Origin of the sequence: Sinorhizobium glycinis (genome assembly GCF_001651865.1) — a bacterium.
Taxonomy (GTDB): Bacteria; Pseudomonadota; Alphaproteobacteria; order Rhizobiales; family Rhizobiaceae; genus Sinorhizobium; species Sinorhizobium glycinis.
The window spans coordinates 57,419-79,915 of sequence record NZ_LPUX01000065.1; the positions used below are offsets into that span (position 1 = coordinate 57,419).

The window sequence follows — 22,497 nt, forward strand, 5'->3', positions numbered from 1 at the left end:
CCAGGGCTGTGAACCGTGTCCGCCCGAATTTAGCACAGTCCGGGCGCAGCGCCCTCATCCCCGAGTTCGTTACAGGTTCGAGGGTCCAGCGCGCGTCGGCGCCCATCTGGTTGCCGGCAATGCCGAAATGCACTGTCCGTCCTGTCGCGCAAAGAGCCACTTGAGGATCGGCGGGATGAATTCCGGATAGTTGTACGCCGTCGGTTCTGGTCCGCGGATCGCCACTGCCTCGTCGATCTCCGGATGCGGATCGGTGGCGACATGCGCCGCCACCCGCTCGACGACCTCGTCTGCTGTTGCGGCCAGTCGAAAAACCCGAAAAACGGTGACAGAGCCGTCCATGTGAATGGCGTGCCAGCCCGGTTCGGCGGCGGCCTCGGAAAGCGAGATGCCAGTTTCCTCCCTCACCTCGCGGGCAATATTGCCGGCGATATCGCAACGCCCGTCGACGACGTCTTCCGGCTCCAGCGAGCCGCCGGGGCTGTAGACTCGGCCGGCATTGGCCGTATGCGCACCCATTCGGATGGCGATCATGGCGCCGTCCGAGGAAAGCAGCATCGGCATGCCGAAGATGTGGCATGCGCCGGGGCCACGCGTTCGTCGCCACCACAGGAAGGTCGAATAGGGAACGATATGCGCCCGCGCAATGATGCGCCCTTCAGCGATGCGGACCGACCGCTGCAGCACCATCCTGCCATCGAAAAGATGCGGGTTGGCAGCGATCTCGCGCTGCCAGCTATCCTGCGCTCGATCTGCCTCGGCGAGGTGGAACGGATGCGGCTCCGACGAAACCTCAATGTCGATCTCCGCGACTGGGAAGACCGTGCCTTCCGCCGGCCAGGCCGGCCGGTTGCTTTCAAGGAGCGTCATGGGGTCAGATATCCAGCGTCATCACGACGGGACAATGGTCGGAGGCCTTGGGCCGGTCCCAGCCCGTACGGGGATAGCGGTCCACCTCCTGCCCCGCGGGAAAGATCGTACGGTAGGGCTGGCCGGCGCGGACGATCTCCGGAATGCTGCCGGCGTTGCGCCGCGCAAGCGCCGGTGACAGCCAGATGTAGTCGAGTTGGCAGAGGTGCCGCTCCTCAGGGCCGCGGCTGTGGAAGAGCGTCCAGCGATCAAGCACCGGACGCTTCGACATAGGGTTCTCGACAAAGCGGTCGTGGCTCAAAACATCGAGTGCGCTCATCTCTTCCTCGAACGGCACGAAGTCGTAGCCGTTGCGGCGGTCGCCGAGGATGAGCACCTTCTCCTGATAGTCGTTCATGTCCCCACAAATGGCGAACATCTTGTCCGCCGTATGGCCGCGACCGAACCGGTTTTCGATGACGTGGCGCACCGCTCTCGCCTCGGCGGCGCGAATGGCCATTGTCGCCTGTCGTCCGTCGAGGCCGTCGCGCGCCGGCCCCATCGATTTGAAATGCACCACATAAAGCGCCAGCGGCCGGCCACCAATCTTCAAGTCCACTTCCAGGCAGTCGCGTTTGAAGATGCGATCGCGCGGGCGGTTGGTAAGTGCCAGTTCATCATTGAAAAGATCGAGATCCTCATAGGTCAGCGCCGCATGGCTCTTGACCTCCAGGCACTCGATCTCTTGCCCATCGCGCGTCGCCTCGCGCATCAGCACCGCGACGTCGATGCCGCGAGAGTCGTTGCCTTCGATCAGATATTTCTGCCGGTAACCGTTGCCGGCCATGCGGAAGAGGTAGCCATATTCGAAAGCCTGCAGCGCCGCCATGTTGTCGGCCTCCTGGAGGCAGAGAATGTCGGCATCGCAGTCGGCGATGGCGAGCGCCGACATCTGCCGCGTGTCGTCCGTATGCGCGATCGTGCGCGCCTCTTCCAGCCGCTGATATTCCGACTCGCTGCGCACATCGAAAAGCCTGAGCACCCGGTCCTGCTTGAGCTGATTGCGGAAGCCGGAAAAATCGAAGCGGCTCAGCAAGTTCTCGATATTGAAGGTGGCTAGGCGAAGCGACATCGGGCAGTCCGCGATTGGAAGTGCCGCGGAGCTTAGTGCGTGACGAGCAAAAGTGTAAAGCGCAACCTGCCCTCGAGCGCATCATGTTGATCGAGATGGCCGGCCAATCTCCCCTCTATCGCCTGACTGCAACCACTTGCCCGCGGCTGAAATAGGACAATTGCACCCGCCCGGATTGGTTGCCGCCGATGACCCGCGCGGTCGATTTCGACAGGGCGGAGAGGATGCCGACATGATAGCGACGGCCGGTTCTGACCACGATGACGTCGCCCGGGCGTGCATAGGAAAGCTTGATCGGCGCACCGAATCGCAGCCACGATCGCGCAATCCCATAACTCTGCGGGGGGTGCCGACCGGCTTTTCGGGCGATCATGCCCATGAAGTGTCCGCACCAGGGCGTGCGTGCCGGATTGATGCCGAGGGCGGCGCGTAGCCGTTTGTTGTGCTTGACTTCGTGCAGTCCCGCATATTGCTGGGCCTGGGCGAGCATACCTGCCGACGCGGTCTCCGGTGATGTAAGCGCGACAAATGCCGCAGTCAGAAACGCCGCAACCTTCATGTGTTGGGTCTCCTTTGTGCGCGGGACCGGCCTCATGCCGGCTTGCACCCGCTCTGCGTCTCCGCCCATCGCACCAGGTTCGCCCTCCACAGACGCGCAAGTTTTTTGCACGCATAGAGTCGCCCGCGTTCGGAAGAACGTCCCGAACGCGGATGAAAATGCTCCGGAGTCAAAGGGCTAGAGCGTCCTTGATCGAGGCGTGCGACAAACTCACGGCGGTCACCGCAAGGTCGAACCTTCGCATGCTCCGCCCGTGAGCGGTGCCGCCCAGGCGAACACGCAACTACACCACGCTTCGCTACGACGTACGAAAGACTGTCTAGCGCTTTGAGGCTGCACATCCCCTGTCGCCGAAACCCGATGCCGGGTTCCAGGCTTGAAGTTGCAGCCGGCCCGCGAACTGCAATGGCCGTGCCCCAACCTGATGGCGGTCGCTCAGCGAGATATGGAATTCCCCTGCCAGCCGTTGGTCAGCGTGAGGACTTTGCCGGCGAGGTGCAGCGAAATTGTGGCAAAGATCGCGCCCAATGTGCGAGAGGCGCGCATTTCTACGCCGATTACGGCAGAATTGACCCAAAAATGGCGCGCCTTCGACACCAAGCACCGAGAATTTGCGCGCGTGCAATTCTGCTGGGCCACCCGCGTCGCGCGCGTGGCAGCACTGAACGAGTGCCGCTTCAGCGCACCACTCTTCTCCGCTGCCCAGGCAGCGAATGAAGTCCATGAGATCAGGCGACAGGCAGTCTTAAATTTAGCGCACCAGCCGGATGGTCCCGGGATAGTTGAACTGCGTATTCGCCAGTTCAGCGCTGCAGTCCATCTTGAACGTGCTGTTGCCGATCAGGGTGATTTCCTGGGCGATCAGTCGGATGCACTCGCCGCTTGTCGCGCCGTTGCCGGCGTACTGCAGTTCGGCGACGTCCGGTAGGTAGACGATCCCGGTAAGCGATGACTGGCTGTTGCCGTTGACGATCGCCGCCGTTTGGTTTCCGTGCTCCGCTACGATCGAAAAGCCAGCCCAGTCTCCCTCGAGCGAGGGGGAGATGTTGAAGGTGGCGCCACCGTTGATCTTGAGCTCAGCATCGTTCATCAGAAAGAACGTCACGTCGTCACCGGTAACGACTGTCTGGCTGCCCAGCTCGAGACGCCCCCCGTCGATGATATAGTTGCCCGGCTCGAGCTTGATCGCCCCTTTGAGTTCCAGCGTTCCGTAAGTCCCGGGTTTTAACGTGACGACGTAGCCCGTCGCATTTTTAGGCGTCTTCCCTGTGCCGTTGCAATCGCCGTTGCCGCCACCGCCAGCTACGTAGTTCTGGCCGCAACCGGAGAGATCGACCCAACTGCCGGTGTTGGGCAGCGCCTTGCTTGCGAACGGGTCCGCGATCCGCGATGACCCTTCGACCGCACTCTCGCAGGCCAGCGTAACGTCCTGTGGCGAGCCATAGATCTTGCCGGCCGCGTAAAGACACTCTGCCTTCAGTTTGCCGGTGCCGCCAACATAGATCGACTGATCGTCATTCGAATTGGAGAGGACCGAGCATCCGGTAAGGTCCACCGCGGAGCTGCCGCTGACCTCGAATGCTCGATCGGCGGTATGGTGAAGCGCCAGGATGCAGGCCTCTGCACCGGCCGCGCGTGCGGCAATCGCCTGGCGTCTGATCTGCAGCGGCGTGCGCTCGAGAAAGATGGGCTTGTATTCGAAGACGAATTCGGCAGCCGCGGTGTCTTCGTGGACGTCGCGTGTGAAAGCCACCGCCAGGGCGTTTTGCGTATCCGTACCGATCGGCCCTGCCAGCGCGTCGATAACGCCGGCTTGCGGCAATGAATAGTTGCCCCAGAAGAACTTTTCTGCCTCCTCCTGAGCTGCTTCCTCGGTCGCGCCTTCCCCATAGGCCCTCACAGAGCCAAGAGCCGCAGCGTCCAGCGCACTCTGGATCTTCTCCGCCTCGAGATATGCGCCGACGAGGTCGATCGCCATTGCAGCCGCCCCGATTATCGGCACGAAAGCGATCGCCCCGAGCACAGAAAAATTTCCGTCCCTGCTGCCTGCCAATTTCCTGAACTGCAAACGGAACTGATCGGCCCTCATAGCCTTCCCCCCGAAAATCTCAGCAGCAGGAAGTTAAGCACCGTCTAATTCAGAATTCGTTAGAGAATATTGCGGCATTTTAGGAAAGTTCTACGTACCCTGCCTCGAAGCAGCGGCATTGTTGGTCTTGCAAGCGTCAGGCGGACGGCCCAACAATCTATCGACCTTGAGAATGGGGCGGGATGCAGACCATCCCGCCCCATTCGCTATCAACGGCTTAACGAAGCCTTATCAGAACAGCGAGAAGTCGCTCGTCGACAGCGTCGTGACGCCCTTGAGGATCGCCACCAGCTCGAGGTCCGCCTCGGCGCCCTTGCCGTCGGCGTCGAACCACAGCCGGCCGTTGTCGCTTTCGAACAGGAAGGTGCCCTTCGTGCTGGTCGCCACCGGATCGGCGCCGACGACGAGCGTCACCGCCGTATCGGCGGCGGCGATGCCGTAGTCGCTGCGGTCGAGCAAGAGCTTGTCCTGGCCGCGCGTGAAGTCGGTGATGACGTCGCCCTCGCCGTCGCGACCGGAGCGGTCGAAGACGAACAGGTCGTTGCCGGTGCCGCCGGTCAGCCAGTCATCGCCGGCGCCGCCGTTCAGCCGATCGACGCCGCCGCGGCCGTCGAGGACGTCGTCGGCGCCGCCGCCGTTCAGGGTATTGGCGAGGCCGTCGCCGCGGATGACGTCGTCATTGACGCTGCCGTTGATGATCTCGAAGTTCTTCACCGTCAGCCCCTGCGCCATGCCGCGGTTCGAGGCCTGGTTCTGCAGGTCGAGCACCACCGAGTTCTCGGTGGGACTGCCGAAGGACAGCGTGTCGGTGCCGGTACCGCCGTCGAACACGTCCGTTCCGCTGAAGACGGTGCGCACCAGCGTGTCGTTGCCGGCATCGCCGTAGAGGCTGTCGCTGCCGGCCCCGTCGGTGAGCACGTCGTCGCCGGCACCGCCGCGCAGCGTGTCGTTGCCGCCATTGCCCTCCAGCCGATCGCCGAGGCTGCCGCCCGTCACCGTGTCCTTGCCGGCGCTGCCGAGATAGTTCAGCACCTCGAAGGCCTTGAAGGAGGTCGTCGCATCGACGGTGGCGCTGCCGGTCGCGAAGCTGAAGGTGATGTCCTTCGTCTGGTTGCGCACGTCGAGATCGAGCGTGTCGGTGCCGGTACCGCCGTCGGCAACGTCGCCGATGCCGGCATAGACGCGGTCGTTGCCGTCCTCGCCGTAGAGCTTGTCGAGGCCGCCGTAAAAGCCGACCCCATCACCGTAAAGCGTGTCGTCGCCGAGGCCACCCCGCAGCGTGTCGTTGCCGAGATTGCCGCCGAGCACATCCCTGCCGGCGCCGCCGGTCAGACTGTCGTGTCCGCCGCCGCCCCAGAGCCGGTCGTCCAGGCCACCGCCGGCGAAGACGTCGCTGCCGCTGCCGCCGATGAGTTCGATGCGCTCGACGTTCTTAACCGTGACCGGCGCGTTGCTGACGGTGACCGAGGGCGCCAGCTTGAAGGTGATGCCGGCGCTGTACTTGCTGAAATCGATCGAGGCGAAGTCCGTGTCGGCGCCACCGTCGAGCGTCAGCTTGCCGGTCGAGGCGCTGCGCTTGAAGGAATCGTTGCCGGTGCCGAGATCGACGGTGTTGTGGCCGATCGCGGCGCCGCTGTCGCCGACGGTGACCGTGTCGTTGCCGTCGCCCGCCTTGATCACATTGGTGCCGCCAAGGTCGACGAGGCGGTCATGGCCGGCGCCGGAGGACAGGCTGTCGTTGCCGGTGCCGCCGTCGAGCATGTCGGATCCGTTGCTGCCGATCAGCGTGTCATTGCCGGCAAGGCCGTAGAACGCCACGCTCTGGGCACTGCCGACCGACTTGACGATGTCATCGCCGGCGCCGAACGACACCCGGTAGTGCTCGAAATTCTTCAGGCTGGTGCCGTCCGACAGCGTCGCCGTCGCGCCTGTCGCCGAGAAGCTCAGGGCTGCCGTCGCCGAGCGGCGGTCGACGACGACGGTATCCGTGTCGGTTCCCCCGTCGCCCGTATCGGCGCCGCCGTCGCCGAGCGTTACGACATCGTTTCCGGCCCCGCCCGACACGGTATCCTTGCCGATGCCGCCGTTGAGATTGTCGTTGCCGGCGCCGCCGGTGATCGAGTCGTTGCCGGCGCCCGCATCGACGACGTCATTGCCCGCTCCGGTGACGATCCTGTTGATCCCGGTCCCGGTCGCATGGATGCTGTAGTGTTCCATGCCGACGAAGGTCGTGCCGCCGGCCAGCGTGTTCAGCTCGGTCGGCAGCTTTGCGGTGAAATCGCCGGTGAAGCTGCGGATGACGAGCCGGTCGCTGCCGCTCGCATCGGTGATCGTGTCCTTGCCCTCGCCATAGACGTAGGTGATCGTGTCGTTGCCGGCGCCGCCCTCGACCTTGTCGTCGCCGATACCGCCGTCGAGCGAATCGTCACCATCATCGCCGAACAGGCTGTCAGTGCCCAGACCGCCCTCAACCGTGTCCTGTCCAAGGCCGCCGCGGACGTCGTCGTTGCCGCCGTCGCCGGAAAGGTGGTCGGCCCCCTGGTCGCCGGTGAGAATATCGTCACCGTCGTCGCCGTTGAGGATATCCGTCCCATAGCCGCCCTTAAGCGTGTCATGACCGAGGCCGCCTGTCAGCAGGTCGACGCCGCGACCGCCAGTCAGCTTGTCGTCGCCGGCACCGCCGAATAGAAAGTCGCTGTAGTTGCCGCCGGTGATCGTGTCAGCAAAATCGCTGCCGGTGATCTGGAAGGCTTCGACATTGGTCGCCTGGATGTTGCCGACCAGCGTCTGCGGCGTGATCCAGTCCTTGATCGTGATGGTCACGCCCGCCGTCGACTCAGCATAGTCGACCAGCAGTCGGTCGGTGCCCGACCCGCCGTCGACGACGTCGCCGCTCCCGGAGAGCGGCACCTCCGACTGGATCATATCGCGACCGGAGCCACCGTTGATATCGTCGCTCGCGTCGCCGCCATCGAGAAAATCATCGCCGGAGTTGCCGTTCACTGTGTCTTCGCCTGTGTCGCCGAAGATGAAGTCGCCCTGGAAGGAGCCGCTGAGCGTGTCGTTTCCGTCCATGCCGAAGATCTGGTCCGTGCCGAAATCGCCGTTCAGCGTATCGGCGCTGTCCGTGCCCTGTATCAATTTCATTTGTTTCTCCTGAATACTTGTTGGCATAGAGGCTTCGTTCGCCAGCTAGGGAGCAGCGTCGAAGCGGATTTGAGCTTTTTGGAAAATCCTGCCGCGGCTGGATGCCGGCGGCCTAGGTTTGAGAGGACGCCTTCGCTAGCGGATATTGATCACAGCCTATCTCCTCGATTCCGGACGACTTACGTCCATGTCCCCCATATTGTTCAGAAAAAACCGGCGCGGTGTTCCCACGGAAACAGCCGGAGAAGGGCGAAGAACTCTACTCCGATCGTGACGAGCAACGCCGATGGAGAGAGCGGATCATGCTGAAAGTCTTGAGTTTCTTCCTCGATTGTGGTCCACGTTGTTTTTTGCTCTGACCCGATAATGGCAACTCGCAACTTTCCACCCGAAAGGAAGTATGCGCTGCCGCATGCATATTCCACCCGTTGCGCCGAATGGCGTCTCGCGCTCCGATGCCGCTTGTCGCATTGGTGCGCACCCCATCTGAAAATTGAACATAAGCCATCCGTGAAAAGAGCGTGAAATGAACGAGGAACCGCGGTTTTCAGAGAACATCCGTGGGTTGCGGGTCGGCTTCACTCTGCTTGGAGGGTTCGCCGTTCGCTCCGCCACCGGTGAAGCCCTGTTCCTGCCGACGGCGAAGATTCGGCTTCTTGCCGCCTATCTGGCTTTGTCTCCAGGCCAGTATCAGTCTCGCTCCAAGCTCTGCGCGCTCTTCTGGGAAGATCGGGGCGCGGAGCAGGCGCGGGCAAGCTTGCGCAATGCGCTGGCGGCGATCCGCGCCGTTCTGGGCGACCACATGGTGATCGCCAACCGCGAGGCGGTCATGCTCGACCCGAACTTCGTTTCCACCGACGTTTGTGAACTCGAGTCGCTCGTGGCCCGAACCCCGGCAACGGAGGGAGCCGAAACGGCGCGACGCTTGGCCGCTGAGTTCCTGGAAGGCCTGACGGGCTCCGGGGAAGAACTCACGGAATGGATCGAGTTCGAGCGGACGCGATGCCGCAATCTGTCAGAAACGCTGCTTGCCAAGACTGCGGAACAGCTTGCCGAGAGCGGCGAAGAAGCCGCAGCCGTAGCGCTTGCCCGGCAACTGGTCGCGCTCGACCCCTTTCGGGAAAAGAGTCACCGATTGCTGATGCGCCTCTATGCACGCCAGGGAGAGCGTTCGCTTGCCGTGGCACAATTCCAGAGGTGCCGCCAACTGCTTGCCGACGAACTCGGAACAGAGCCCTCGCCGCAAACCGTCGCTCTGGCCGATGAACTATCGTTGGAAGCAAAGCCGACGCGGGAAGCCAGACGCCCGGAGGTCTCACCCGCACCCATCCAACAGGAAGCGGCACGGGCTGCGGATCCTGATTTCCGCATTTCGATCGCCGTCCTCCCCTTTCTCCGTCCGGCCGAGGACGCCGACCAGTCGTTCCTCGCGGAGGGCCTCGCCGAGGATCTGATTACCGAGTTGTCGCGTCACAAAGATTTCCTCGTCATTGCCCGCCAATCCACTCTCGCGCTCGGCGCCGGACCGCGGTTTGCAGAGGACGCCGCCCAGGCTTTGGATGTCCGTTATGTGCTTACCGGCAATCTCCGGCGCCGGGGAAATGATCTCAGCCTCGGCGTCCAGCTCATCGACTCCGCCACCCACCGAACCGTCTGGGCCGAACGCTACGCCCGCAAGCTTGAAGAGATATTCGCGGTTCAGGATGAAATCGTCAGCCTCATCATCACCGCCGTCGACGCGGAAGTGCGCTCGTCCGAGCGCGAGCGAGCACTGCGCAAGCCGCCTGGGACCATGGATGCCTGGGAACTCTTTCACCGCGGCCTCTGGCATGCCTACAACTTCTCGATGGACGAAATCGACGCGGCGGAGGAGTGCTTCAGGCGCGCGACAGAACTCCAGCCGCGCTTCGCTCTCGGCCATGCGGGGCTGGCGCAGGCCGCGGTCGTGCGCATCGTCTGGCAAATGTCGGATGACGTCGCCGCCACACTTGAGGCCGGCCTCGCCCATGCCCGCTACGCCGTGGCCCTCGATGGCGCTCATCCCTATCCGCACGTCATGCTGGGGAGGCTTCTCACCTGCCAGGGCGAGCTTGGCCTCGCCCACGACCATCTTCGCATCGCGACAGAGCTTAACCCGAGCTACGCCCATGCCCATTACGCACTGGCGCAGGTGCATATCTGGTCCGGGCAGCCGGTCGAGGCCCTTCCCTGTATCGATCGCGCCATACGTTTCAGCCCGCGCGATCCCCTCCTCAGCATGTTCATGACCGTGCGGTCGGTCTGTCTCTTTCTGATGGGCGATATAGCCGGGGCGGAAGCTGCAGCCCGTGCGGCAATCGCCCGCCAGGCACGCGAGTGCTGGTCGCGCTTGGGGCTCGCCGCGGCACTCGTCGAAAGCGGCCGGATCAACGAGGCGACGGCCGCGGTGGCCGAGGCAAAAGCGCTCCTGCCGAACCTGTCGATCGCCAGCCTGGACAATCTGATCGGGCGAATGGCATCAGCACCGCGTCAACGGATCATAGAGGTGTTGCAGCGGGCGGGCCTCGAATAGCGGGCCTTCACGCACATGAATGTCAATTGGTGGCTTTCAAGTGGGGCTCATTTGCCGCCGCCCTCACCAGGTCTCGGGCCGATCTCGGTGGCGTGGCCCCGGAGACCAGCTTGCGCAAGAATCGATCGTGCATCGTTACAATTCGCCCTGAAAAGTTACTGGACCGATGCCCCTGATCTGGCGAAGATGAGGCTGCAAATCAGCGAATTGATTTCAGTATAAATTTAGATCAGAGCTCGCTGAAAAGTGAGCTCTGATTGGAGAAGCGAACCGGTTGAGCTCGCGGCGGCTCTCGGGGAAACGTGCTGATCGGTATAGCCCAAGGCATTAGAGGGCGGGCGCGACATTACTGTCAAAATGACTGCGCCATAGGTGGGACATTTCACCGCATTCTTGGAGGGCCCGCTTGCTGACAGCGGGCCCTGCTTTCTTTCCGATGTCCGACGAGATCCGGGGGACGCTCGGCGCGGCTCGCTTCAGCCATAGAGATAGTTCGGCAGCCACAGCGTCATGCCAGGCCAGATATACATGATGATCATGCAGAGGATGACGATCAGCATGTACGGCATCATGCCCGCGAAGATCTGCCTGAGCGTGACGTGCGGCGGGGAGACGCCCTTGAGATAATAGGCGGACATGGCGACCGGCGGCGACAGGAAGGCCGCCTGAAGATTGATGAAGACGAGAACGCCCCAGACGATCGGGTCGATGTCGAAGTGCCTGAGCATCGGCAGGAAGATCGGCACGAAGATGATGATGATCTCCGTCCATTCGAGCGGCCAGCCCAGGATGAAGATGATCGCCTGCGACAGGATCATGAACTGGAGCGGCGTGAGATCGAGTGCAAGCACCCATTCCTCGACGAGCGCCTGGCCGCCGAGGATCGCGAACACCGCGGAAAAGAGCGCCGAACCGACGAAGAGCCAGCAGACCATCGCCGTCGTCTTCGCCGTCAGGAACACCGCTTCCTTGGTTCGCTTCCAGTTGAGCGTTCCCGCCTGCAGTGCGAGCAGAAACGCCCCCGCCGCCCCGACCGCTGCGGATTCCGTCGCTGTCGTGATGCCGAAGAGGATGACGGCAAGCACGAGGATGGTGAGGATGGCGAGCGGCATGACGGAGGAGGCCAGGAGCTTCACCACCTGGAGCCGCTCCGCGTTCATGTTGCGGTAATACCGGGCAAGCAAGATCAAAGCGACCGCCGTCGCTAGCCCGAACCACAGGTAAAAGCTCGTGGCCGGACCGTCGGCCGTCATCTGCCCGGTATCGGCCGGCGCTGCTCCGAGCTCCTCCAAACCCTCGGGCGCCGCTTCGGCTTCAGCCCCCTCGGGGTGGATAACCACATACCACCAAACGAGCGCCAGCGTTGAGGCCGTCAAGGCAAAGGGTACAAGCGCCGCGCCCGCGTTCTTCATGAGCTTCCAATAGGTAAACCGCCCTTCCTCCGTCTCGATCCCCAGTGCCCGACGCGGCGAGAACAATGCGGCAAAAAGCCCGAACAACATGTTGCGCGAATAGAGCGCCTCGAAGCGCCTCATCCAGTCCGGCACCGGAACCCGCGTCTGTTCCTCGGGCAGGGCCGGCGCAATCTTCGGGTTGAGCGCCGCCCAGCCAAGGACGTAGGCAAGATAGAGGAGAGCCAGGAAGAAGCCCGGAAACATCGTTGCCGCATAGAGTTTGACCACCGATTGCCCGGCGACTGCCGCATAAACGATGATCATCACGGAGGGCGGGATGAGGATGCCGAGCGTGCCGCCTGCGGTGATGACCCCGGAGGCGAGCTTCACGTCGTAGCCGGCACGCAGCATCGGGTTCATGGCGATCACGCCCATCAGCACCACAACAGCGCCGACGAGGCCGCTGGCGATGCCCCAGAAGGTGCAGATAATGAGCGTCGTCACCGCAAGCGACGCCGGCACGCGGCGGAAGGAGAGCTGAACGCTGTAGAACATCTTGTCGACCAGCGCGCCGCGCTCCATGACGTACCCCATCAGCACGAAGAGCGGAATGGAGATCAGCACGTCGTTGGTCATCGCGCCATAGGTGCGCTGGACCATGAGATCGAAAACACGATTGTCGATCCAGTGCTCGGCGGGGTTGTAGAAGGCGTAGAAACCGAAGACCATCCCGAGCCCCATGAGCGTGAAGGCCGTCGGGAACCCCATCATGATCACGACGACGATGAGCATCAGCATCGTCATTCCGAGAAACGGGTCGCTCACGGCTCCTCCTCTGCGCCGAGGCCACGCTGTCGGGCCGCCCTGTCGATGTCCTGCGCCCGCTCGATCGCCGCCTCGCGCGCCTCGAGATCGACATATTCGCTATGTGCAAGCTGCTCGGCGACCACGTCCATCTCCTCGACGTCCTCCATCCGGCGTGGCCATGCCCCGGTCCTGAGACAGGCGATGCAGCGCACGATCTCGGCAAGCCCCTGCAGCATCACGAGGGCGCCGGCCACGGGAATGACCGTCTTGAAATAATAGATCGGCGGCCCTTCCGCCGTCACGGTCGAGTGCTCGCGGATCCGCCAGGAAAGGGCGGCATAGTCGTATCCGGCATAGACGAGGGCCGCGACGCCCGGCAGGAAGAACAGGATGTAAAGCGCGAGATCAAGCGTGGCCTGTGTGCGCGGTTTCAGCGAGCTGTAGATGAAGTCACCCCGTACATGGGCGTTCTGCGCCAGCGCATAGGCGCCCGCCAGCATGAACAGCGTGCCGTAGAGCATGTTGCTGGCGTCGAAGATCCACGCGGTCGGCGTGTTCATGATATAGCGCTTGAATACCTCGACGCAGACCAGCGTCATCAGCCCGATGATCAGCCATGCGGCGGCCTTGCCGACCCACACGCTGAGCTTGTCGATGCTGATGAGCAAATGTTGAACGTTCACGCGCTCCCCCAGAATGCCCCATGCTCCGATCACGCGTGACCGGCCTCGGCCCGGTGGCGCGCGAAAGGTGAGAAGGTCAGAGCGACTTCGCGACCCCCTCTTTCCCGAAATAGTGGTCGAATGCCAGCCGCCGGCCGACGACGGTGTCCTGTTCCCATCGCGTCGCGCGCTCGGCAAAGGCGATCTGGGACTGTATGACCTCCTTGAACAGCGGGTTTTCCGCCGACTTCTTCTTCACCACCTCGTCGTAGACTTCGAGCTGTCTCTTGAGGATCGCATCCGGTGTCTTGTAGAACTTGACCTGATCGGTGGTCTGCATCGCCACATAGTCGCGCGAATAGCGGTCGATCGCCTTCCAGTGCATGTCCTGCGAGGCGGCTTCCGCCGCATTGGCGATGATCGCCTTTATCTGTTCCGGCAACTGGTCGTAACGGGCCTTGTTGAACAGAACTTCGAACTGCTCGGCATTCTGATGATAGCTCTGCAGCATGCAGATCTTCGACACGTCCGGGAAACCGAGCACCCGGTCGGACGAGGCATTGTTGAACTCCGCCGCGTCGAGCAGGCCACGATCGAGCGCGGCGACGATCTCGCCGCCCGGCAAAGCATTGACCGCCGCGCCGAGCCCGGTGAAGACGTCGATCGAAATGCCGACCGTGCGGAATTTGAGACCCTGTATATCCTCGGCCTTGGCGACGGGCTTCTTGAACCAGCCGAGCGGCTGCGTCGGCATCGGGCCGTACAGGAACGACACGACATTGGCGCCGATCGACTCATAGAGCTTCACAAGGAGTTCCTTGCCACCGCCGTATTTATGCCAGGCGAGCAGCATGTTGGCGTCCATTGCGAAGCCTGGCCCTGAGCCCCATAGCGCCAGCGCCGACTGCTTGCCGTAGTGGTAGGCAACGACGCCGTGGCCGCCGTCGAGCGTCCCTTGGGACACCGCATCGAGCAGGCCGAAGGCTGGGACGACTGCACCCGCCGGCAGCACCTCGATCTTGAGGTCGCCGCCCGTCATGTCGTTGACTTTCTTGGCGAAATCGTTGGCGAACTCGTGAAAGATGTCCTTCGACGGCCAGGTGCTTTGCCAGCGCATGTTGGTCGGCCCTTGCGCCTTGACGACGCTGGGCGCCGCGACTGCCGCCGCACCAGCCATGGCAGCGCCGCTCAGGAATTGGCGGCGCGAAGTTTTCCCCCCGTTCCGGGTTCCTTGCTTCATCTTTTCCTCCCAGAGCCTGCGCACGTGATACATCCAGGAACTAGTTTCGCAGGCGATTCAAAGTTCTAAGAGGCTGCGCGCCCATTGAGAGGCGCCGAGCCCCACTCATTTCGAGCTGATCGAAGAATACTCCCGAATGCCGCCCCACGCAAAGATTGCAGGAACAAGACGCGAACGCCGCTGTTTGGTGGCCTGATAAGGAATATTGCTAAGCGGCTGTGCGTCTAACGCCGAAGCGGCGCAATACATTCGGAGGAGATCCGATGAGGACCGGCTACTTGCGTAATTCGATCGTTGTCGTCGTCAGCATCTTCCTTGCGGGCTGCGCCAGCGTCTCCGCGCAACGGACGGGCGCAATTGCAGGCAGCGGCGGCTATGGCCCGAACCCAACTCTGCCGAAGCCGAGACCGACGCTGATCCCGACCATCAAGATTGCCGAGGCGATAGGCTGGCCGGGAGGTGCCATGCCGAGGCCGGCGAAAGGGCTGAGGGTGAATGCCTTCGCGACCGGTCTGGACCACCCGCGCTGGCTGCATGTACTGCCGAACGGCGACGTGCTGGTCGCCGAAAGCAATGCGCCGGAAAAGAAGGATAGTGGCTTCAGCCTTCGAAAGCTCGTGATGGGCGCTGCGATGAAGCGGGCTGGCGCGGCGACGAGAAGTGCCAACCGCATCACGCTCCTGCGCGACACGGACGGCGACGGCGTCGCCGATCTGCGCCGGCCGTTTCTCGAGGGGCTCAACTCGCCCTTCGGCATGACGCTGTCGAACGGCAGGCTATACGTCGCCAACACCGATGCGCTGGTCGCCTTCCCCTATAGAAGCGGCCGAACTCGGATAACCGCAAGACCGGAAAAGATCGTCGATCTGCCCGCAGGAGCTCTGAACCACCATTGGACCAAGGACGTGATTGCGAGCCCCGACGGTCGCAAGCTCTACGTTACGGTGGGCTCGAACAGCAATGTCGGGGAGAACGGCATGGGGGCGGAGAAAAACCGCGCCGCCGTGCTCGAGGTCGATAGGGGGAGTCGCCGCACTCGCGTCTTTGCCTCCGGCCTGCGAAACCCGAACGGCCTCTCCTGGAATCCTGAGAGTGGCGAACTCTGGGTCGCCGTCAACGAGCGGGACGAGATTGGCGACGATCTCGTCCCGGACTACATGACCTCGGTCCGCGATGGCGGTTTCTATGGCTGGCCCTACAGCTACTTCGGCCAGAACATCGATGCACGGGTCAAGCCGCAACGTCCGGACCTTGTCGCGAAGGCGATCAAGCCCGATTACGCCCTCGGCTCGCATACGGCGTCGCTGGGGCTGACATTCTCCAAGGGAGCCTCCCTGGGCGGGGCCTATCGCAACGGCGCCTTCGTCGGCCAGCACGGCTCTTGGAACCGAAGCGTCTACAGCGGTTACAAGGTCATCTTCGTGCCTTTCCGTAACGGCGAACCCAATGGTCCGCCGAAGGACGTCCTCACCGGCTTCATCGGCCGCAACAATAAGGCCATGGGTCGCCCCGTCGGCGTTGCCATCGACAAGACCGGCGCGCTGCTCGTTGCCGACGACGTCGGCAATGTCGTCTGGCGCGTAAGCCGCCGCGCAAAGTGACCGCTGAGCGATCGGAAACTCCAAAATCAAGCGGACCGAGAGCCCTGGTCTCGGGAGGCCGGAATAAGCGCTGGCGTGCGAGCAGTATTCTTTCAAGGGCGGCGACAGCATCTACTGCTCCGGCCCCACTGCACTGGAGGGTTCGATAACACTTCACAGCCGCCTTTGCCGTTGATAGGCTTCGCCAGCGGGATGAAGAAGTGCAGCGGCAATTCGCCGACATCCCGAGCCCCACGTATTGGAATCGCCGCAACATGGTTTGGATGGATCAATCCCAATCATCGCATCAGGGCCGGGAGGTTGCCGCATGAGGCGGCTGGCAGCGATTCTCGATGCAGATGTCGTCGGCTATAGCCGCTTGATGGGGCTCGACGAGGCCGGAACCTTCCGGGCGCTGAAGGCCTGTCGCAGCACCCTGATCTTCCCGACGATCGCCGCGCATGGCGGCCGGATCGTAAAGCAGACGGGAGACGGATTGCTGGCGGAGTTCGCAAGCGTTGTCGATGCCGTCGGCTGCGCGATGACGATCCAGGAGATGATGCTGCAGCACAACGAACAGGTCGACGGTCAGCGCTTGAAGCTGCGTATCGGCATCCATCTTGGCGACGTCATCGTCGAGGACAATGACATCCATGGCGATGGCGTTACCGTCGCAACGCGCCTCCAGGAGATTGCTCCGCCCGGCGGCCTCTGCGTTTCGCAGCAGGTCCATGATCAGGTCTCGTCCAGGCTTGAATTTCCGGCCATCGACTTCGGCAAGCGGACACTCAGCGACGTGCATGGTCCCGTTCGCATCTGGCGGTGGCAACCGGGCGAGGCGTCTGAACCCCTCCCCGCCGCACCGCCGGGGGAGCGGCCGGTACCGGACAACAAGCGCCCGTCGATTGCAGTCCTGCCCTTCATCAACCTATCGAGCGTCGGCGAGCAGGAGCATTTCTCCGACGGCTTCACGGAAGAGCTCATCGCGACGCTGGCCCGCTGCCGCTGGCTCAGGGTCGTCGCCCGCAACTCGTCCTTCACCTACAAGGGCAAGTCCGTCGACGTCAGGAAGGTGGCCGAGGACCTCGGTGTCAAATACGTTATCGAGGGCAGCGTTCGCCGGTCCGGAAACCGCATCCGCATCACCGCCCAATTGCTGAGCGGAGAAAGCGGCATGCTGCTTTGGGCAGAGCGCTATGACCGGACGCTCGACGACATCTTCGTGCTCCAGGACGAGATCGCCGGCCAGATCACCGGCACCGTCGAACCGGAACTCGGGATGATCGAATTCGCGGCGTTGCGCGGTCATACCGCCGCCGACATGGACGCCTGGAACATCTACCTGAAGGGCCTCTGGCACCTCTACAAGTTCAACCTCGACGACCTGAAGATTTCCAAGGAGCTCCTGGAGCAGGCGATTAGCCTCGAGCCCACTTTCGCGCAGGCCCATGCGCGGCTTGCCTATGTCCATATCCAGCTCGGCTGGTACGGCCCGCTGGAGGGACGGGCCGAGCGGATCGGCGATGCCACCAGGCTCGCCGAGCGGGCGATCGCCCTCGACAGCCGCGAGCCCGCCGCACACCTGGCGCTCGGCCGGGCGCTGGCGCTCGGCGGCCAGCCCGAGCGCGGCATCGACCATCTGCGCAACGCTCTCCGGCTCGACGCGAGCTTCGCCCAGGGCCACTTCGCCCTCGGCCAGGTCCTTTGCTATGTCGACCGTCCGGAGGAAGGCATCGCCGCGATCAACGAGGCATTCCGGCTGAGCCCTCGCGATCCGCATCTCTGGACCTTCCACAACATGCTGGCGATCGCCCACTACCAGTCGGGACGCCTCGCGGAAGCAGCGGCCGCCGCTCGCGCCTCCTTGCGTCAGGAAAACGTCACCTTCTGGCCGGCCATGGTGCTGGCTGCAGTGCTCGGAGCGAAGGGTCCCTTCGAGGAGGCGCGCCAGGCGATTGCTGATCTTCGGCGGCTACGCCCGGAGATAACCCTCGCCGGCGCCCGCGCCGAATTCTATTTCGGCAGCGTTGCCGCCATGTCGGAGGATTTCGTCAACCGCTTCGTCGACGATCTGCGCCGCGCCGGTCTGCCGGAGTGATCTCCCTCATCCGGCCTGCCGGCCACCTTCTCCCCGCAAGCGGGGCGAAGGGACGACTACGCGACCTCTCAAGTCCCCTCTCCCCGCGCGCGGGGAGAGGGCTAGGGTGAGGGGCAAACTCGATCAAAAACGCACCACGCGGTCCACCCTTACTGCAGCGTCCGCACCGGCGCAGCCGCCGCCTGGCCGTTCATCGCCTCGGGCGTCGCCGCCTCGGTGCCACGGGCACTGTCGAGCCCCGTCGCAACGACCGAAACGCGGAAGGTACCATCCAGGCTGCGGTCGAAGATCGCGCCGACGACGATGTCGGCCTCGTCGTAGACTTCCTCGCGGATGCGGGTCGCTGCTTCGTCCACCTCGAAAAGCGTCATGTCCATGCCACCGGAGATCGAGACCAGCACGCCCTTGGCGCCGCGCATCGAGACCTCGTCGAGCAGCGGGTTGGCGATCGCCGCCTCCGCCGCCATCATCGCGCGGCCCTCGCCGGCTGCCTCCCCCGTGCCCATCATGGCGCGGCCCATACCCTTCATCACCGTCTTCACGTCGGCGAAGTCGAGGTTCATCAAGCCTTCCTTGACGATCAGATCGGTGATGCAGCTGACGCCGGAATAGAGCACCCGGTCGGCAATCATGAAGGCATCGGCAAAGGTGGTCTTGGCATCGGCAATGCGGAAGAGGTTCTGGTTGGGGATAACGATCACCGTATCGGCGCTCTCGCGCAGCCGCTCGATGCCCAGTTCCGCAGTCTGCATGCGCCGCTTGCCTTCGAAGCTGAAGGGCTTGGTGACGACGGCGACCGTCAGGATGCCGGCCCGACGCGCGGCCTCCGCGATCACCGGCGCTGCCCCGGTGCCGGTGCCGCCGCCCATGCCGGCGGTGACGAAACACATATGCGTGCCGCCAAGGTGATCCATGATCTCGTCGATCGATTCCTGGGCCGCCGCATTGCCTATATCCGGCAGAGAGCCGGCGCCGAGACCTTCGGTTATGGCCGCGCCGAGCTGGATCCGCCGCGCCGCCTTCGACATGGCGAGCGCCTGCGCATCCGTATTGGCGGCGATGAAGTCCACGCCCTGCAGGTCTTCGGCGATCATGTTGTTGATCGCGTTGCCGCCCCCGCCACCGACGCCGATGACAGTGATTTTCGGGCGCATCTCGGTGATGATCGGCTTCTTGTACTCTGTCATGGCTCTTCTCCTTGGGCAGTTCCCCGGCCGTCGAAAGCTGCCCGTGCCCCGGGAAACGCGATCGAATGCGGTGCGGCGCGAATCACGCGCCTTCATCTTAGGAATTCAAAAAGGCCAGGGAGAAGGCAAGAGGGGCAAAATCAAGGCAAGTCCACAGCTACGTTCAACACAGGCGAACCGCTGCCTGGTTGAGAGCACAAGTTGCACGCCATACCGGTCCCTCCATCGCTCACGGTAGTGCAGGAGAGCAAAGACACTCTTGGAAGGAACAAGGAACTTCCCGGGACGTTCAAATACGTCTTCATTGAGGAGTGGCTGCAATGGGTGTCGAACAAGCCCCGACCGCAAAGGGCAAGAAATCCGCTGGCGGCTTGCACAAGAGCGCCGCCAAGGAAGAGAAGAAGGTGGAAGCGCAAAAGGGATCCGATCTCGCCAAGGGCGCAGACCGGTTCGAGGAGCGGTCGAAGAGCTCTGACGGCAGGAGTGCCGCCACCAAGCAGAGGCCGAAACGCTAAAAGCCTTTACTCCCTCGCCGTGGCATCAGTCCTTCCCGGACGCCGGTGCTGTGTAGCGCCGGCGGACCGCGTCGCTAAGCCTCTGCCGACTTTCGGCGGGCGAGAGGGAACGATCCTCCTCGAATCCCGCGGCTTCCTGCGCCAGCTCCGGATCGCCGATGCGCTCGCCGAACCATTTCGAGTAGTCGCCCGCCCGCAGATGGTGCTCCCACGTCTCGTCGTCGATCCCCTCGGCAATCTGCAGGAAGATGATCAGATTGTGAGCGCGCAGGTTCATCTTGTTCTCCGGGCCGCGGAAGTAGAAGCTGGCGTCCTCGCCGAGGTGCCCCTCGGCATATTTGCGGGTGTGCCGCTTGCGAGCCTGCTTCGGCTTTTCGGCCCGGATGCGCTGCACCGGGGCACCCGTCGCGCGCCGCCAGAAGAGCACCTCGTCGTCTTCGTGGAGTTGATCGATGCCTGCGGGCGGCGCCTCGCCGACGGCCCCGCAGAAGGTCTCGATCACCTCGCGCGCCTTGGGGCCGAGTGCCACCACCGCCGTTACCGCCGCGAGCGCCTTGGGCGAGACCGCGTCCGGATGCACCGTGATCATGATGGTGCCCGAAATGTCGTCCGACAGCGCCAGCGAGGCACTGTCGCGCGGCGCCGGCATGAGGTGATGGGCCTCGTCGATGATCAGCCAATGGGGTCTGCCCGTCCGGGCGCGAAGCGCCGACAGGCCCGGCATCAGCTTGGCGAAAAAGGAAGGCCGCTCCTTGAGTTCGAAGCCGAGCGCGCTCACAACCACATTGTCGTCCGGATTGGCGAGAATTTCCAGCACCTGGCTGTCCGTAGGCGTGGTCGAACTGTTGCCCACGGTCACGGTACCTTCGAGATCCTCGTAATCACCTTCCGGATCGAAAACGCAGAACTGGAAACGCCGCTCGCGCAAACGCTCCGAAAGAGCCGTTGCCAACGTCGACTTGCCGATGCCGGAGCTACCGGCGATCAGCAAGACGTCAGGCGGTCCAATTTCCACCGGGCCGTTCTTATCCTCGCCGACTGGCACCTGGTGGCGCTGATTGGCGCAGAACGCATAGTCGCGCTCGATGATCTCTGCGATCAGTTCCTCGACCCCCTCGCCGCGCTCGCCTTCCAGCGCAAAATCGGCGGTATCTTTCAGCGCCGGCAAGGCATTCGCCACCGCCGCGCCACAGCCGCACATCCTGAGCAATGCGTGGTCGTTCTCGGCATCGCCGACAGCCACGACATTCAGGAACGAGAGCTGCATCTCCTTCAGCGCCGCCTTCAAACCCGTTGCCTTGTTGACGCCGGTCGGAAGCACCATCACCGCGCCCTTGTTGAAAATGATCTCCAATTCCAGGCCGAGTTCATTGATCGCTTCCAGAGCGGCGGCCTGATGCGGCTCCCAGGTGGCGACGATCGAGCGTCCGACCGATATGTTGTCGACGCCCTTCTGTCTGAGGCGCTCAACGAACTCCGGCGGCGGCGCCGGCGCGATCGGTTTCTCCTCTTCGGTATCGGGCGAATAGAGCAAGGCGCCATTCTCGACGATGACCTTGTCGAACAGATCCAGATGGGAGAAAACCCGTTTCAGGTCCGGCAACTCGCGTCCGGTGACGAGCAGCAGCTTGCGGCCCGTCTCTTTTAGTCTTTTCAAAGCTTCCAGGGTTTCTGGCCGAACCGTACCGTACTCGGCCAATGTGCCATCATAATCTGTCGCAAGGGCCATGAAATACATGAGCGCGCCGCCTCTTTTGACGGCCCGGATTCCCCGGCCGTCGCCTTTTCCGTGCTGACAGGGAACGTGCGAGCCCCTTGCTGGTTCCCGCAGTGCGACAGCGGATATGGACGGCCTCTCCGGAGCAGAAGCACAGGCGACTTGTCAGTTTACGCTTCCGATGCGGTTCGATGCCGAGAGCGTTCCGCCTCACGCATTCCAACTCGGCCGCCCTCTCACCCGCTCGTTCCAGCGTTGTACGTTCTTAAGGTCTGCGGGTATTTCCATGCCGAAGATTTCCGAGAGCCAGCCGCAGACTCCAGCCGTAATGTCGGCGACGGAGAAACTCTCGCCGGCAAGGAACGGCCGGCCGTCGGCAAGCTCCTGGTCGAGCCATGCCCACTTCCTCGGCACGGCCTGCCGCTCGGTCTCGGCGAAGGCCGGAAACTGCGTGAGGCGATCCTTGAACAACGCATCGGAATGGAGCGCAACATTGCCGATTGTGCCGAAGATGACGAGTTCCGCCCGCCGGTTCCACATCTCCACCTTGGCACGGCTGACAGCGTCCGACCCGAAAAGCGGCGGCTCGGGATGCGTCTCCTCGAAATAGCGGCAGATCGCGACGCTTTCCGTGACGATCGCGCCGTCGTCGAGTTCCAGCACCGGGATCTGCCCTAGCGAATTGAGCTCCAGAAACACGGGCGCCTTGTGCTCGCCCTTTGCGAAATCGACCTCCACCATCGGCACGTCTATGCCCTTTTCCCTGAGGAATATGCGCACCCGATAGGAGTTTGGTCCCATTCCCTGATAGAGCTTCATCGCCTTCCTCCTCAGTGGTGCGTGTCGCCATAGAGGCAGGATTATGTCACGATGGTAGTATTTAGCAACCGGTTTTCATTTGAACGTAGATTGCCCCGGAAGATGAGAGAAGCTCCTGCTGCTTCTCCACATCCTTCGCTGGAACGAAGAC

Annotated in this window: 15 protein-coding genes; 4 read left to right on the top strand and 11 right to left on the bottom strand. The window is 63.0% G+C overall.

From position 1 onward, the window contains the following. Nucleotides 1–69 precede the first annotated feature (69 nt). From AU381_RS23975 to AU381_RS23995, 5 genes are all read right to left on the bottom strand, one after another. On the bottom strand, nucleotides 70–870 hold the full coding sequence (locus AU381_RS23975) for an NUDIX hydrolase (RefSeq protein ID WP_156528658.1): 801 nt from the start codon (nucleotides 868–870) through the stop codon (nucleotides 70–72). Nucleotides 871–874: 4 nt separating this feature from the next. Then, nucleotides 875–1,981: an endonuclease/exonuclease/phosphatase family protein gene (locus tag AU381_RS23980; protein ID WP_064244269.1), complete on the bottom strand. Its 1,107-nt coding sequence runs from the start codon at nucleotides 1,979–1,981 to the stop codon at nucleotides 875–877. A 115-nt stretch (nucleotides 1,982–2,096) separates the two neighbouring features. Then, complete coding sequence (locus AU381_RS23985) at nucleotides 2,097–2,540, bottom strand: NlpC/P60 family protein (RefSeq protein ID WP_064244270.1); 444 nt, start codon at nucleotides 2,538–2,540, stop codon at nucleotides 2,097–2,099. Nucleotides 2,541–3,291: 751 nt separating this feature from the next. After that, nucleotides 3,292–4,629 (bottom strand): TadE/TadG family type IV pilus assembly protein, encoded by a 1,338-nt coding sequence (locus tag AU381_RS23990; protein WP_064244271.1) that lies wholly within the window; start codon nucleotides 4,627–4,629, stop codon nucleotides 3,292–3,294. Nucleotides 4,630–4,860: 231 nt separating this feature from the next. Further along, nucleotides 4,861–7,776 carry a calcium-binding protein gene (locus AU381_RS23995; protein ID WP_064244272.1) on the bottom strand — a complete coding sequence of 972 codons (2,916 nt, stop codon included), beginning with the start codon at nucleotides 7,774–7,776 and terminating at the stop codon, nucleotides 4,861–4,863. Between the two features lie 526 nt (nucleotides 7,777–8,302). Here AU381_RS23995 and AU381_RS24000 point away from each other — a divergent pair. Beyond that, nucleotides 8,303–10,327 (top strand): BTAD domain-containing putative transcriptional regulator, encoded by a 2,025-nt coding sequence (locus AU381_RS24000; RefSeq protein ID WP_064244273.1) that lies wholly within the window; start codon nucleotides 8,303–8,305, stop codon nucleotides 10,325–10,327. A 476-nt stretch (nucleotides 10,328–10,803) separates the two neighbouring features. On the opposite strand, the gene AU381_RS24005 is transcribed toward AU381_RS24000, so the two are convergent. The 3 genes from AU381_RS24005 to AU381_RS24015 form a co-directional block, all read right to left on the bottom strand. Then, entirely contained in the window at nucleotides 10,804–12,546 is a 1,743-nt protein-coding gene (locus AU381_RS24005; RefSeq protein ID WP_064244274.1) for a TRAP transporter large permease, read from the bottom strand. Further along, entirely contained in the window at nucleotides 12,543–13,211 is a 669-nt protein-coding gene (locus tag AU381_RS24010; RefSeq protein WP_064244294.1) for a TRAP transporter small permease subunit, read from the bottom strand. Before AU381_RS24010 ends, AU381_RS24005 begins: the two co-directional genes overlap by 4 nt. A gap of 76 nt (nucleotides 13,212–13,287) precedes the next feature. Further along, nucleotides 13,288–14,430: a TRAP transporter substrate-binding protein gene (locus AU381_RS24015; RefSeq protein ID WP_064244295.1), complete on the bottom strand. Its 1,143-nt coding sequence runs from the start codon at nucleotides 14,428–14,430 to the stop codon at nucleotides 13,288–13,290. Between the two features lie 263 nt (nucleotides 14,431–14,693). Here AU381_RS24015 and AU381_RS24020 point away from each other — a divergent pair, with 263 nt between their 5' ends. Further along, nucleotides 14,694–16,031 carry a PQQ-dependent sugar dehydrogenase gene (locus AU381_RS24020; protein ID WP_064244275.1) on the top strand — a complete coding sequence of 446 codons (1,338 nt, stop codon included), beginning with the start codon at nucleotides 14,694–14,696 and terminating at the stop codon, nucleotides 16,029–16,031. 307 nt (nucleotides 16,032–16,338) lie between these two features. Then, entirely contained in the window at nucleotides 16,339–18,108 is a 1,770-nt protein-coding gene (locus tag AU381_RS24025; RefSeq protein ID WP_064244276.1) for an adenylate/guanylate cyclase domain-containing protein, read from the top strand. Nucleotides 18,109–18,257: 149 nt separating this feature from the next. Here AU381_RS24025 and ftsZ read toward each other — a convergent pair whose 3' ends face one another. After that, the gene (gene ftsZ / locus AU381_RS24030) at nucleotides 18,258–19,295 is read right to left on the bottom strand and encodes a cell division protein FtsZ (RefSeq protein WP_064244277.1); all 1,038 of its coding nucleotides are present in this window, start codon (nucleotides 19,293–19,295) and stop codon (nucleotides 18,258–18,260) included. Between the two features lie 320 nt (nucleotides 19,296–19,615). Between ftsZ and AU381_RS24035 the strand changes: the two genes are divergently transcribed. After that, nucleotides 19,616–19,810, top strand: a complete 195-nt coding sequence (locus AU381_RS24035) for a hypothetical protein (RefSeq protein WP_064244278.1) — start codon at nucleotides 19,616–19,618, stop codon at nucleotides 19,808–19,810. A 25-nt stretch (nucleotides 19,811–19,835) separates the two neighbouring features. Here the strand turns inward: AU381_RS24035 and AU381_RS24040 are convergent, their stop codons facing one another. Together AU381_RS24040 and AU381_RS24045 are read right to left on the bottom strand one after the other, a co-directional pair. After that, on the bottom strand, nucleotides 19,836–21,548 hold the full coding sequence (locus AU381_RS24040) for an HAD-IIB family hydrolase (protein WP_064244279.1): 1,713 nt from the start codon (nucleotides 21,546–21,548) through the stop codon (nucleotides 19,836–19,838). Between the two features lie 189 nt (nucleotides 21,549–21,737). Next, complete coding sequence (locus tag AU381_RS24045) at nucleotides 21,738–22,346, bottom strand: glutathione S-transferase family protein (protein WP_064244280.1); 609 nt, start codon at nucleotides 22,344–22,346, stop codon at nucleotides 21,738–21,740. Between the last annotated feature and the right edge of the window lie 151 nt (nucleotides 22,347–22,497).